The organism is Pseudomonas sp. P2S-1 (assembly GCF_057197725.1).
The window spans coordinates 2,232,057-2,244,659 of record NZ_CM170068.1 but is presented as its reverse complement, the minus strand read 5'-3'; the positions used below and the strand labels follow the sequence as shown (position 1 = coordinate 2,244,659).

Genomic DNA, 12,603 nt, shown 5'->3' with positions numbered 1-12,603 from the left:
AAATGACGCTCCCAACCTATAAGACGAATGAGAACGACAAATCTGCAACTTTTGCGGAAAAAAAATCCGTCTTCCTACCTGTAACGAAGCAGCCACCCCTTTACCGTAAATTTTTCATCTGAGCTTCGTTCTATCAGGATGTCCTCGATATCCCTGATCCGGCAGGAGTTCCCGTGATCGCCATTGCTTCCCCCTCCAGGCTTTGCCTGGCCGTGCTGCTTGCCGGCCTCGGTCTTTGCGCCCAGGCCCGGGACAATCCCGCGCAGGTGTCTGCAGAAATCCGCCGTACCACCTTCGGTGTCCCGCATATCCTCGCCCGTGATGACCGCGGCCTCGGCTACGGCATCGGTTATGCCTACGGCCAGGACAACCTGTGCCTGCTGGCCAATGAGGTGGTCACGGTCAATGGCCAGCGTTCACGCTGGTTCGGTCCGGAGCAGCGCACCCTGGAACAGCGCAAGAACCTCGCCAGCGACCTGTTCTTCACCTGGTTGAACACCCCGCAGGCGGTGTCCGCCTTCTGGCAGGCGCAGCCGGCACCGATCCAGGCATTGCTGGAAGGCTATGCCCAAGGCTTCAACCGCGCCCTGGCCGAACGTCGGCAACAAGGCCTGCCCGCCGAGTGCCAGCAGGCCGAATGGCTGCGGCCGATCACGGCCTTCGACCTGCTCAAGCTGACCCGACGCCTGCTGGTTGAAGGTGGCGTTGGCCAGTTCGCCGAGGCGCTGGCGGGGGCAACGCCGCCGAATGCGCTCGCGCAACTGGATCCGAACGACTTCCGCATTGCCCTGGAAAACCAGCAGCGTTTCGCCCTGGAGCGCGGCAGCAACGCCGTCGCCCTGGGCAGCGAGCGTTCGGCGACAGGGCGCGGCATGCTCCTGGCCAACCCGCATTTCCCCTGGAACGGCGGCATGCGCTTCTACCAGATGCACCTGACCATCCCTGGCCAGCTCGATGTGATGGGCGCGGCGCTGCCAGGCCTGCCGCTGGTGAATATCGGTTTCAATCGCCACCTGGCCTGGACCCACACCGTGGATGCCTCGAAGCATTTCACCCTGCATCGTTTGCAACTGGACCCCAAGGACCCGACCCGGTATCTGATCGACGGCCAGTCGGTACCGATGGACCGCCAGCAGTTGAAGGTCACGGTCAAGGGCGAGGATGGGCAACTGCGGGAGGTTGGCCGCGAGCTGTTCAGCACGCGCTTTGGCCCGGTGGTGCAGTGGCCGGGGCGCCTGGACTGGACCTCGAGCGTCGCCTTCAGCGTGCAGGACGCCAACCTCGGCAACACCCGGGTATTGCAGCAATGGCATGCGCTCAACCAGGCTGGCAGCCTGTCTGAGCTGCAGGCCTCGGTGCAGCAGTTGCAGGGCATTCCCTGGGTCAACACCCTGGCCACTGACGCCGACGGCCAGGCGCTGTACCTGAACCAGTCCGTGGTGCCCTATGTCGATGCCGACCTGCTGGGACGTTGCAGCGATCCCAAGGCCGGCCTGGAAATGATCGTGCTCGATGGCTCGCGCAGCGCCTGCGACTGGAAGGTCGATGCCCGCGCTGCGCAGCCGGGGATTTTCCCGGCAGAGATGCAGCCGCACCTGAGTCGCGGGGATTTTGTCCAGCACGCCAACGACACGGCCTGGCTGGTCAACCCGGTGCAGCCGCTGACCGGTTTCTCGCCGCTGATCAGCCGCGACGGCATCCCCCTTGGCCCCCGCGCGCGTTTCGCCCTGAGCCGCCTGGAGCGACCGGGCAAGCTGGGGGCGGACGATTTGAAGAACATGGTGATGGACGACCAGGTCTACCTGGCCGAGGTGCTGCTGCCGGACCTGCTCAAGTGGTGCGAGGGTGTGGGTGATGACCCGAGTCTGAAAGGCGTGTGCGCCGCGCTGAGTAAATGGGATGGCCGGGCCAACCTCGACAGCGGCCTGGGCCTGGTGCATTTCCAGATCATCATGCAGGTCCTGCAGGAGAAGGGCGGGTTCTGGCGGGTCGCCTTCAACCCGGCCGACCCGCAGCACACGCCCCGTGGCCTGGCCTGGGAGCGGGCCGCGGTGGCGCAGATGCTGCGCGAGGCGGCGCTGGCGTCGGCGGCCCGGGTGGCCGGAGCCGATCCTGCGACGCAATGGGGGCAGATCCAGCAGGCCGCCGACGGTACGCCGATCCATGGCGGCCCGGCCACGCTCGGCGTCTACAACGCGATCCAGAGCGTCGACGCAGCGCCGGGCAAGCGCCGCGTCGTCAGCGGCACCAGCTACCTGCAACTGGTGACCTTCGACGACAAGGGGCCGAAAGCCGAAGGCCTGCTGGTGTTCTCCCAGTCCAGCGAGGCGGCGTCACCCCATGGCAGCGACCAGACCCGCGCCTTCTCGGCCAAGCACTGGCAGCCGACGCCGTTCACCGAGGCGCAGATCAAGGCCGATCCGCAGTACCGCTCCCAGGTGATCAGCGAGCCGTTGCCGGTCGAGGCGGCGGTCAGCCGGTGACGTCGCGCATCAGCAGGCCGTAGGCCAGGTCTGCCTGCTCGGGTACCGGCAGGTAGACCACATGGCCGTCGCCCGGCGCGACCTGCAAAGGGTTGCCCTGGCGGTCGCGCAGTTCGGCGAGGTCGAAGTGGAAGTTGCCGCCCGGGGTCATCAGTTCCAGATGATCGCCCAGGGCAAAGCGGTTCTTCACCTGGACTTGCGCCAGCCCGTCGACCCGTTCGCCGGTCAGCTCGCCAACGAACTGCTGGCGGTCCGACACCGAGTTGCCGCGCTGGTAGTTCTGGTACTCGTCATGCACATGCCGGCGCAGGAAGCCCTCGGTGTAGCCGCGCTGGGCCAGGGATTCCAGGTCGAGCATCAGCGAGCGGTCGAATTCGCGGCCGGCCACCGCGTCGTCGATGGCCTGGCGGTACACCTGGGTGGTCCGGGCGCAGTAGAAGTGCGATTTGGTCCGCCCCTCGATCTTCAGCGAATGCACGCCCATGCGGGTCAGGCGCTCGACGTGCTGCACGGCGCGCAGGTCCTTGGCGTTCATGATGTAGGTGCCGTGTTCGTCCTCGAAGGCCGGCATGTCTTCGTCCGGGCGGTTGCTTTCCTGAAGGAGGAACACCTGTTCGGTCGGCGCTCCCAGGCCCAGGGTCGGTTCCGGCTCGAACTGGCGGACGATATCGCCGGTCTCGTTTTCGGTGGCTTCGCTGGCGGTGTATTTCCAGCGGCAGGCATTGGTGCAACTGCCCTGGTTGGCATCGCGGCGGTTGAGGTAGCCGGACAGCAGGCAACGCCCGGAATAGGCCATGCACAGCGCGCCATGGACGAAGACCTCCAGTTCCATTTCCGGCACCTGCTGGCGGATCTCGTCGATCTCTTCCAGGGACAGCTCGCGGGACAGGATCACCCGGGTCAGGCCCAGGCTTTTCCAGAACTTCACGCTGGCCCAGTTCACCGTATTGGCCTGCACCGAGAGATGGATCGGCATGTGCGGGAAGTGCTCGCGTACCAGCATGATCAGTCCCGGGTCGGACATGATCAGCGCATCCGGGGCCATGGCGATCACCGGCTCCAGGTCCTTGAGGAAGGTCTTCAGCTTGGCGTTGTGCGGGGCGATGTTGACCACCACGTAGAACTGCTTGCCCTGGGCCTGGGCTTCCTTGATGCCGAGGGCGAGGTTGGCGTGGTCGAACTCGTTGTTGCGCACCCGCAGGCTGTAGCGCGGCTGGCCGGCGTAGACCGCGTCGGCACCATAGGCGAAGGCGTAGCGCATGTTTTTCAGGGTGCCGGCGGGGGCGAGCAGTTCGGGTTTGGTCATGGTCGGGGGCACTGGGGGCAAAAGGCGGGGATGCTACGGCAGGGGCGGTTGCGATTTATTGATCTGGAGCAACGGCACTTTCTGTGTGGCGCAAAGCACTAATGTTCAGTGCTGCTGGCGGCCTCATCGCTGGCAAGCCAGCTCCCACAGGGACTGCGTGCACCGCCGGACCTGTGGGAGCTGGCTTGCCAGCGATGAGGCCATCAGCAGCACCCGATAAACAGGTGTTGATCTAAGGGCCGACATGAGCGAAACCGTATTGCAAAAACGAACCCTCATCGGGTTGCTGGTCCTGGTCACGGTGGCCTTTGGCTGGATCCTCCTGCCGTACTACGGCGCGGTGTTCTGGGCCGTCATCCTCGGCGTGCTGTTCGCGCCCATGCAGCGCCGTCTGCTGCTGCGCTTCAACCAGCGCCGCGGCCTGGCCGCCGGGGTGACCCTGCTGACCTGCCTGGTGATCGTGGTCCTGCCGGTGATCGTGGTCAGTGGCCTGCTGGTCCAGGAAGGCGGGATGATCTACAAGCGCATCGAAAGCGGCGATCTGGATATCGCCGGCTACATCGAGCGCTTCAAGGATGTCCTGCCGCCGATCGTCCAGCATGGCCTGGAACGCCTCGGTATCGGCGACCTGGAAGGCCTGCGCGACAAGGTCACCAAGGGCGCCGTGGAGGGCAGCCAGTTTTTCGCCAGCCAGGCCTACAGTTTTGGCCAGAGCACCTTCGAGCTCCTGGTTGGCCTGGGCGTGATGCTTTACCTGCTGTTCTTCTTCCTGCGTGACGGCCCCGAGCTGGTCCGACGCATCCGCCAGGCAATACCGCTGGCCGAGCAGCAGAAGCGCCGCCTGCAACTGAAGTTCAACCGGGTGGTGCGGGCCACGGTGAAAGGCAACCTGCTGGTGGCTATCGCCCAGGGCGCCCTCGGTGGACTGATCTTCTGGGTGCTGGATGTGCCGAGCCCGCTGCTGTGGGGCGTGCTGATGGCGTTTCTCTCGCTGCTGCCGGCCGTGGGAGCGGGGATCGTCTGGGGACCGGTGGCGGTGTACTTCCTGTTCAGCGGGGCGCTCTGGCAGGGCGTGGTGCTGACGGTGTTCGGCGTCTGCGTGATCGGCCTGGTGGACAACCTGCTGCGCCCGCTGCTGGTGGGCAAGGACACGCGCCTGCCGGACTACCTGATCCTGGTCTCGACCCTCGGCGGGCTGGCGGTGTTCGGGCTCAACGGCTTCGTCATCGGGCCGTTGATCGCCGCGTTGTTCGTGTCCAGCTGGGGGATTTTCACCAGCACCCGGCCCCAGGTGCAGTTGCCGCCTTGAGGGCCGGCCCCGTCATTCGAAGTGCTTGATATCCACGGCGTCGCCGGACTGCATGTTGAGCTTCTGGCGAATGTCCTCGAACATCAGGTCGTAGTGCTTGTGCTGCGAACCGATGCTGCTGAGTTCCTTGGGTATCCCGTACTTTTCGGCAATCTGCGTCACGTTGCGGGCAAAGTTGTAGGCTTCTTCCTTGGGTAACCAGAAGGATTCATCCATGTTCTGGTCCTGGATGCTGCCATGCATGCGGAACTGCATGCCCTTGCCCTGTTTCGGGTCCTGGGTGACCTCGTAGCTGATCTTCAGGTTGTAGCTGACGTCCTTAGGGGTCAGCGCATGACGCTCGATATGCAGCTGCCCCGGCTCGAATGTGGCCATCGTCGTTTCTCCTGGGAAGGGGGCGGTGCCCCGTTAACGCCACCGCCACCGGGCCTGGCCGGTCAGCGCGACCCAGCCAGTATGGTGGACAATCCCGTGGTTCGCCTGACCTTCCCCAAAGAGTTTGCCTGGAGGCCTAGCGCAAGCTGTACGAGACGCCTGCGTACACGCCGAAGCCTTCGCCCGGCACCGAGCGGGCCACATCCGCGCCGTTGTCGTTGTAGCCCGGGACGACGATGGCGGCGTAGCGCTTGTTGGTCAGGTTGCGCAGGTCGATCCAGGTCTGCCAGTCCTGCTTCGGCGCGTTGTAGCCGAAGGTGGCGCCGAGGATGGCGTAGGCATCGGCGTCACGGCTGTTGGCGTAATCGACCTGGACCCTGGACGCCAGGGTGGTGTTGAGCCCGGCGTAGAAACCGCTGGGCAGGTCGAAGCGCAGTTCGCCCTGGTAGTAATGCATAGGGATGCCCGGCAGGCGGTTGTCGCCGAAGACCTTGTCGTCGCGGTAGTGGAAGTCGTTGAAGGTGTAGGCCTGGCGCAGCGACAGGCGACCGATATCGCCGCGCTGCCAGAGGGTGCTGTCGAGGCTGGCTTCGATGCCTTGGTGGATGGTCGGGCTGGCGTTGCTTTCGCTGCGCAGCGGCGCCTGGATTTCCACCATCAGCAGTTCGTTGCGCACGGCGGAGTAGTACCAGGCCAAATCCCAGCGTCCCAGCTCCGCGTCACCCCGGGCACCCAGCTCGAGCGTGGTGGCGGTCTGGTTTTTCAGCTCGATGGGCTGGTACTGGGTTGGCGCGCTCCAGACCAGCGACCACGGGTGCGGCGGCTCCACCGAGCGGCTGAGGTTGCCGTACAACTGCAGGCTCGGATTCAGGTCGTAGCGCAGGCCGAGACGCGGGGCGTAGTCCCAGTCATGCATGCTGACCTTGCCGCCTGGACCCGCGGTAACGTTGCTGTAGGTCACATCGCTTTCCCGCCGGGTATAGATCGCCGCCAGGCCGCTGGTCAGCCAGAGATCGGGAATCAGCTCCAGTTCATTGCCGACGTGCAGGACGGTGTCCGAACCCTGGTAGGAAAAGTCCCGGGTCTTGGCGCCGACGATATCGTTTACCCGCGAATACTGCGAGGCACCACTATTGGGCAGGTGCTTGGTCGTCCGCCAGCCGATCGTGGTCTTGCTCTCATGACCGAACAGCGTATGCCGTCTCTGATAATCAAGGGTACCGCTGACATCGGTGTAGGCCACCTTCAGACGCATCGGACCTTCGCGCAGGTCCATCGGAAAGTCGTGATAGACCAGGCCCGCCACCAGTTGCGAATCGTCGTCGAGGTAGAAGGTGGTCTTGTTCGCCAGCCAGGTGGCGCCGGGCTGTGGACGGCTGTCGTTGCGGCTCAGGTAGGCCGGGTTGGCGTCCCGTGGATGGTGCTTGATCTGTTCCTTGGTCAGGCGCCCGGCCAGGTCGTTTTCGGTTTCCCGGTAGCGCAGGTAGAAGCGTGTCTCCAGGTTTGGATTGAAGCGGTAGCCGACATTGGCCGCGACACCCTTGCCGCTGCCGCTGCTGTGCTCCTGGTAACCGTCATACTCGGTATCGGTGAGGGCGACATAGTAGTCGAGGTCGCCGAGTACCTGGCCGGAACTGATATGACGCTTCTGGTAGCCACGGCTGCCCGCTTCGTAGCGCAGTTGCAGGGGCGCGGCGTCGTAACCGGTGTGGGTCACATAGTCGATGGCGCCACCGAGGGCCAGAGCGCCGCGATCGAAACCGTTGGCCCCGCGCAGGACTTCGGCGCGGCTCAGCCACAGCGGCTCGAACAGCTCGTAGGGCGTGCCGCCGGGGCCGGTCAGGGGCAGGCCGTCGAACATCACGTAGGTCCCCGAGCCGTGGGCCCCGGGTGCGCGGTTGATCCCGGAACCGCGAATCGACAGGCGAATGCCGTCGTTGCCGGCGGACTGGGCGAACACCCCGGGCTGGTAGGCGAGGACGTCCTGGTTGCTGGCGACCCGACCTTGCCCGACCCGGTTCATGTCCACCAGGTTGGTGGCACCGGGTACCTGGCGCAGGCGCTCATTGGCCTCCTGCAGTTCATTGCGCTCTTCGCCCTGGATCACCACCTGGCCCAGTTCGACGCTCTCGGGCGTCTGCGCGGCGGCACTGCCGGCCAGGGTCAGGCCCAGCAGGCACAGAGAAGAATGCAAGGACAGCGGTGACGGCATCGTACAGCTCCAACGGATTTGGTCTGGCAGGCAATGTGAAGTCAGACGAACGAAAGGGCTGTTAAATCACCACTTTCTTCTGCCGCGGTTGAGCGACTTGATTCCACTGACTTGTAGCTTTGCCGGCTACAAGTTGTGCGACTGGTCCTACAGCAAGGCCGCTCCGTATCGTTCGCCCATCGTTAACCGACCCGGGCGAGCCCCGGGCCTCGTGCAGGAGATTGCGCATGTCATCCGCTTCCGCTGTTAGCCCGCCCCCTACCGGCGTGGCACCGCCCAACCTGACCCGCCGTGAAGAAGAGGTGCTGTACTGGTGCTCGTGCGGGAAAACATCCTGGGAAATTTCGCAGATTCTCGACTGCAAGGAGTCCACGGTGAACTTCCATGTCAGCAATGTACTGCGCAAGCTGTCCGTGCATTCCCGGGTGGCCGCCGTGATCAAGGCCTTGCGCTACGGCATTCTCCGTCATCAAGCCGAATTGCCAGGGAGGTGCGTTGCTCATGAGTGATCCTACGAGCTCGAGCCTGTCCAGCCTGTTCGTAGGGCTGGGGCTCGCCGCATCCTTGCCGGCGGTGGAGGGCGATATGGTCTTCGGCGCGGTGCTCGGCGCCTGGCTGGTCGCGAGTACGCGGGGCTTTTTGAAGGCCTGGCAGCGCATGGGGTCACTGCTGCTGTCGGCGGGGGTGGGCTATCTGTTTACGCCGCTGATGCGCTCGATCGGCCCGTTTCTTTCAGGCGGGGAGGCGGCGTTCATCGGTGCCGTGGTGGTGATCCCGATCGTGATCAAAGTGATGATCTGGCTGGACGGCGCCGACCTGCGCGACATCATCCAGCGTCTGCGGGGCTCATGAGTCCTGCTGGTCGAGCTGTGACAAACGGCTGCTGATGGCTTCGAACTGCTGTTCCAGCTCGCGCAGGCGCTGCTTTTCCTGGATGGCCAGGGCAATGGCGCGTTGGTCCTGGGGGCTGAGCAGGCGCAATTCGGTGATCACCTGGGTTTCCCAGTCCGGATCGGCGCTGGGGATCATGGCCTGGTGGCTGTGCACGCGAAAACGTGGGCCTTCGCCGACCAACAGCCAGTCGAGGGAAATGCCATGGCGGTTGGCGAGTTCTACGCATATCGCATAGGGGATGCTGTCACGCCCCTTCCAGCTGCTGACCGTCTGCGGGCTGACCCCTAGTGCAGCGGAAAGCCCGGAGTCGGTGACCGATTGGGTAACGAGCTTCATCCGTGCCAGCACCGCAGCGAAGCCATTAATACTCATAACGAGTAATCCTGTGGGGTGCTGATATAATGTTCGGCAAAAAAATACGCAAAACGCATTCTCTCTCTTTGCAACATTGAGCACTACTCGTTTGGGGAAATTAAATGTCAGAAATTTCCGCTCGTAGCATAGGAAATTTCTTCTGCTTGGGCGTTTTGAGCTTACAGGAGATTGGAATAGGAATGAATTATCGTAATGGTCGCACTGTGCGCTGCTTCCGTGTTCGGATGCCGTCGCGGGCAAGGAGTCTGCAGTGAGTACTTACAAGCTCGTATGCCCGCACTGCCAGAGCCGGATGCGCATACGTACCAGCGAAGGGCGGCATATCTTCCTGCGCGTGGCTTACCTGCAATGCACCACGGAGGCCTGTGGCTGGTCGGTGCGTGCCGAGTTCGAAATGACCCACGAACTCTCGCCCAGCGGCATGCCCAATCCGGAGGTTTACTTGCCGCGTGCCGACAGTGATCTGCGACGTGCCGCGTTGCGCCCGGCGCGGGATGACCTTTCCGGGCAGGAGCGTGGCACGTCCTGAGCGTGATGAAGTCCAGGGCCAAGGGCGCTGGAAAAAAAACACCCCGCCGAAGCGGGGTGTCTGTTCTTGCCAGGTGGATCAGCTGACCAGTTGCAGGCCGGCGTGTTGCACCAGGTCCAGCAGCGGCTGCGGGTAGACGCCGAGGACGAAGGCCAGGATGGCAATGGCCAGCAGCATGACGCCGCCGGTACGTTGCTCCCAGTTGAACGGTGCATCGTGACGACGCAGGTTCGGCTCGATCAGGTACAGGGTGACCATCACGCGCAAGTAGTAGAAGACGCCGATGGCGCTACCGATGACCAGGGCACCGGTCAGCCACCACAGCTGCGACTCGACGCCGGTAGCGATGATGTAGAACTTGCCGATGAAGCCGGCGGTCAGCGGGATACCGGCCAGCGACAGCATCATCACGGTCAGTACGGCGGTCAGGTACGGACGGCGCCAGAACAGGCCGCGGTACTCGTACAGGGCGTCCGCGTCACGGCCGTTGTACGGCGAGGACATCAGGGTGATCACGCCGAAGGCGCCAAGGCTGGTGATCACGTAGGTGACCAGGTACACGCCGATGGCTTCCAGGGCCAGACCCTTGCTCGCCACCAGGGCGATCAGCAGGTAACCGAAGTGGGCGATCGACGAGTAACCCAGCAGGCGCTTGAGGTTGCTCTGGGTCAGGGCCAGCAGGTTGCCGACCAGGATCGAGGCGACGGCGATCACCGACAGCACGGTGGTCAGCACGCCGCTGCTGGCGGCAGGGGAGAGCATGTACAGGCGGACCACCACGGCGAATACCGCGACCTTGCTGGCGGTGGCCAGGAAGGCGGCGACCGGTGCCGGAGCACCTTCGTACACGTCCGGGGTCCACAGGTGGAACGGTACCAGCGACAGCTTGAAGGCCAGGCCGACCAGCATCATGCCCAGGCCCAGCTGGGCCATCAGGCTAGGCATGCTGGTGGCGGCCAGGGCCTTGCCGATGGCGTCGAACGCCAGGCTGCCGGCGTCGGCGTAGAGCAGGGCCATGCCGAACAGCAGGAAGGCGGAGCCGGCGGCCGACAGCACCATGTACTTGATGCCGGCTTCCAGCGAGCGCTTGTTGAAGAACGCATACGCCACCAGGCCGTAGACCGGTACCGAGAGCAGCTCCAGACCGATGAACAGGCCGGCCAGGTGTTGCGCGCAGACCAGCACCAGACCGCCGAGGGCGGCCATCAGGATCAGCAGGTACAGCTCTTCGCGGTTGCCCGGGTAGCCCGAGCCGCCATCACCCAGGTAGGCATGCGCCAGGGTCACGCAGGCCAGGGTGGCGACCAGGATCAGCGCCATGTACAGGCAGGCGAACTTGTCGATGGTCAGCAGCGGGGTGACCGCCAGGGGTATGACTTTCAGGACCGGCAGGATCGACAGCAGGGCCAGGTTCAGGCCCACGGTCGACAGCAGGAAGGTTTGCGAGTGGTTGCGGCGCCAGGCGATCGCCAGCATCACCACGACAACGGTGATGGTGGTGATCAGCAGCGGCGCAAGCGCGATAAAGTGTTGAATCGTCAGGTCCATAGCGCTCTTACCGGGCCGAAGCGAGTTGAGTGAAGGCGGTGCCGAGCCACTGCTGCACACCACTCATGGTGGCGGCAGAGGTGTCGAGGAACGGCTGCGGGTAGACGCCCAGCACGATCAGCAGGACCGCAAGGCCCAGCACCATGATCAGTTCGCGGTTGTCCATGCCGGCCAGGACCTCGTCGGACTTCGACGGGCCGAAGTAGGCGCGGTGGATCATGATCAGCGAGTAGACCGAACCGAACACCAGGCCAGAGGTGGCGATGACGGTGACCCATGGGGCACTGACGAAGCTGCCGAGCAGGATCAGGAATTCGCCGACGAAGTTGCCGGTACCCGGCAGGCCCAGGGATGCTGCGGCGAAGAACAGGCTGATCGCCGGCAGGTAGGCGATGCGGTGCCACAGGCCGCCCATCTGGCGCATGTCACGGGTGTGCAGGCGCTCGTACAGCTGGCCACTGAGGATGAACAGCGCCGCAGCCGACAGGCCGTGAGCCAGCATCTGGATCACCGCACCTTGCAGGGCCTGCTGGCTGCCGGAGTAGATGCCGATCAGCACGAAGCCCATGTGCGACACGCTGGAGAAGGCGATCAGACGCTTGATATCGGTCTGCGCGAAGGCCAGGAAGGCACCGTAGAAGATCCCGATCAGACCCAGGGTCATGGCGATCGGCGCGAACTCCGCCGAAGCGTTGGGGAACAGCGGCAGGGCGAAACGCAGCAGGCCGTAGGCCGCGGTCTTCAACAGGATACCGGCGAGGTCGACGGAACCGGCGGTCGGTGCCTGGGCGTGAGCGTCAGGCAGCCAGGAGTGGAACGGCACCACCGGCAGCTTCACCGCGAAGGCGATGAAGAAGCCCAGCATCAGCAGGTACTCGGTACCGGCCGGCAGGTTGGCTTTCAACAGCTGGCTGTAGTCGAAGGTGATCACGCCGGTATTGTTGAAGTTGACCAGCACCAGGCCAAGGATCGCCACCAGCATGATCAGGCCGCTGGCCTGGGTGAAGATGAAGAACTTGGTTGCTGCGTAGATCCGGGTCTTCTTGCCGTCGGAGGAGCTGTGACCCCAGAGCGCGATGAGGAAATACATCGGCACCAGCATCATTTCCCAGAAGAAGAAGAACAGGAACAGGTCGAGGGCGAGGAACACGCCGACCACGCCGCCGAGGATCCACATCAGGTTGAGGTGGAAGAAGCCGACGTGGCGCTGGATCTCTTTCCACGAGCACAGCACCGACAGCACACCGAGCAGGCCGGTGAGCAGGATCATCAGCAGCGACAGGCCGTCGAGGGCCAGGTGCAGGCTGATGCCGAAGCGCTCGATCCACAGGACCTTGAACTCGTAGGCCCACTGCGGCTCGGCACCCGGGGCAGGGGCGAGGGTGTAGTCCCCGTTGGCCCACAGCCAGAGGCCGATACCAAGGAGCAGGGACATGGTCAGCAGCGCAATGTAGCGCGGCAGGGTGGCGCCGAAGCGCTCACCCAGCCAGCACAGCAGGCCGCCGATGAAGGGGATCAGGATCAGCCAAGGCAAAATCATGACGGGCTCAATTCCTTTCGCAAAGTCGCAAG

Annotated in this window: 11 protein-coding genes; 5 read left to right on the top strand and 6 right to left on the bottom strand. The window is 64.0% G+C overall.

The window, feature by feature from the left end; all coding sequences use genetic code 11:
- Window positions 1–173 precede the first annotated feature (173 nt).
- The gene (gene pvdQ, locus AC2CQI_RS09885; protein WP_484580031.1) at window positions 174–2,483 is read left to right on the top strand and encodes a bifunctional acylase PvdQ; all 2,310 of its coding nucleotides are present in this window, start codon (window positions 174–176) and stop codon (window positions 2,481–2,483) included.
- On the opposite strand, the gene trhP is transcribed toward pvdQ, so the two are convergent.
- The gene (trhP, locus tag AC2CQI_RS09880) at window positions 2,473–3,789 is read right to left on the bottom strand and encodes a prephenate-dependent tRNA uridine(34) hydroxylase TrhP (RefSeq protein ID WP_484580030.1); all 1,317 of its coding nucleotides are present in this window, start codon (window positions 3,787–3,789) and stop codon (window positions 2,473–2,475) included. The two genes, pvdQ and trhP, sit on opposite strands and share 11 nt — an antisense overlap.
- A 244-nt stretch (window positions 3,790–4,033) precedes the next feature.
- Here trhP and AC2CQI_RS09875 point away from each other — a divergent pair, with 244 nt between their 5' ends.
- Window positions 4,034–5,098, top strand: coding sequence for an AI-2E family transporter (locus AC2CQI_RS09875; RefSeq protein WP_075803238.1), 1,065 nt, complete (start codon window positions 4,034–4,036; stop codon window positions 5,096–5,098).
- A 12-nt stretch (window positions 5,099–5,110) separates the two neighbouring features.
- Here the strand turns inward: AC2CQI_RS09875 and AC2CQI_RS09870 are convergent, their stop codons facing one another.
- Both AC2CQI_RS09870 and AC2CQI_RS09865 read right to left on the bottom strand, forming a co-directional pair.
- Complete coding sequence (locus AC2CQI_RS09870; RefSeq protein WP_484580029.1) at window positions 5,111–5,473, bottom strand: DUF5064 family protein; 363 nt, start codon at window positions 5,471–5,473, stop codon at window positions 5,111–5,113.
- 136 nt (window positions 5,474–5,609) lie between these two features.
- Complete coding sequence (locus AC2CQI_RS09865; protein WP_484580028.1) at window positions 5,610–7,685, bottom strand: TonB-dependent receptor family protein; 2,076 nt, start codon at window positions 7,683–7,685, stop codon at window positions 5,610–5,612.
- Window positions 7,686–7,912: 227 nt separating this feature from the next.
- Here AC2CQI_RS09865 and AC2CQI_RS09860 point away from each other — a divergent pair, with 227 nt between their 5' ends.
- Window positions 7,913–8,194 (top strand): helix-turn-helix domain-containing protein, encoded by a 282-nt coding sequence (locus AC2CQI_RS09860; protein ID WP_075803236.1) that lies wholly within the window; start codon window positions 7,913–7,915, stop codon window positions 8,192–8,194.
- Window positions 8,187–8,537, top strand: a complete 351-nt coding sequence (locus tag AC2CQI_RS09855; protein ID WP_075803235.1) for a putative holin — start codon at window positions 8,187–8,189, stop codon at window positions 8,535–8,537. The genes AC2CQI_RS09860 and AC2CQI_RS09855 overlap by 8 nt, the downstream gene beginning before the upstream one ends.
- Here the strand turns inward: AC2CQI_RS09855 and AC2CQI_RS09850 are convergent.
- Window positions 8,532–8,951, bottom strand: a complete 420-nt coding sequence (locus AC2CQI_RS09850) for a helix-turn-helix domain-containing protein (RefSeq protein ID WP_484580027.1) — start codon at window positions 8,949–8,951, stop codon at window positions 8,532–8,534. The genes AC2CQI_RS09855 and AC2CQI_RS09850 overlap by 6 nt on opposite strands.
- 253 nt (window positions 8,952–9,204) lie before the next feature.
- Between AC2CQI_RS09850 and AC2CQI_RS09845 the strand changes: the two genes are divergently transcribed.
- A complete protein-coding gene (locus tag AC2CQI_RS09845; RefSeq protein WP_075803233.1) occupies window positions 9,205–9,483 on the top strand; it encodes an Ogr/Delta-like zinc finger protein in 279 nt (92 codons plus the stop codon).
- 78 nt (window positions 9,484–9,561) lie between these two features.
- Here the strand turns inward: AC2CQI_RS09845 and nuoN are convergent, their stop codons facing one another.
- Both nuoN and nuoM read right to left on the bottom strand, forming a co-directional pair.
- A complete protein-coding gene (nuoN, locus tag AC2CQI_RS09840; RefSeq protein WP_075803232.1) occupies window positions 9,562–11,031 on the bottom strand; it encodes an NADH-quinone oxidoreductase subunit NuoN in 1,470 nt (489 codons plus the stop codon).
- 7 nt (window positions 11,032–11,038) lie between these two features.
- Complete coding sequence (gene nuoM, locus AC2CQI_RS09835; protein ID WP_075803231.1) at window positions 11,039–12,571, bottom strand: NADH-quinone oxidoreductase subunit M; 1,533 nt, start codon at window positions 12,569–12,571, stop codon at window positions 11,039–11,041.
- Window positions 12,572–12,603 lie beyond the last annotated feature (32 nt).

What these genes read in the sequence shown, in the direction of transcription:
- AC2CQI_RS09870 (WP_484580029.1), bottom strand. Translation starts at nt 5,473, where the DNA reads ATGGCCACATTCGAGCCGGGGCAGCTGCATATCGAGCGTCATGCGCTG.
- AC2CQI_RS09860 (WP_075803236.1), top strand. Translation starts at nt 7,913, where the DNA reads ATGTCATCCGCTTCCGCTGTTAGCCCGCCCCCTACCGGCGTGGCACCG.
- AC2CQI_RS09855 (WP_075803235.1), top strand. Translation starts at nt 8,187, where the DNA reads ATGAGTGATCCTACGAGCTCGAGCCTGTCCAGCCTGTTCGTAGGGCTG.
- AC2CQI_RS09875 (WP_075803238.1), top strand. Translation starts at nt 4,034, where the DNA reads ATGAGCGAAACCGTATTGCAAAAACGAACCCTCATCGGGTTGCTGGTC.
- nuoM (WP_075803231.1), bottom strand. Translation starts at nt 12,571, where the DNA reads ATGATTTTGCCTTGGCTGATCCTGATCCCCTTCATCGGCGGCCTGCTG.
- nuoN (WP_075803232.1), bottom strand. Translation starts at nt 11,031, where the DNA reads ATGGACCTGACGATTCAACACTTTATCGCGCTTGCGCCGCTGCTGATC.
- trhP (WP_484580030.1), bottom strand. Translation starts at nt 3,789, where the DNA reads ATGACCAAACCCGAACTGCTCGCCCCCGCCGGCACCCTGAAAAACATG.
- AC2CQI_RS09850 (WP_484580027.1), bottom strand. Translation starts at nt 8,951, where the DNA reads ATGAGTATTAATGGCTTCGCTGCGGTGCTGGCACGGATGAAGCTCGTT.
- AC2CQI_RS09865 (WP_484580028.1), bottom strand. Translation starts at nt 7,685, where the DNA reads ATGCCGTCACCGCTGTCCTTGCATTCTTCTCTGTGCCTGCTGGGCCTG.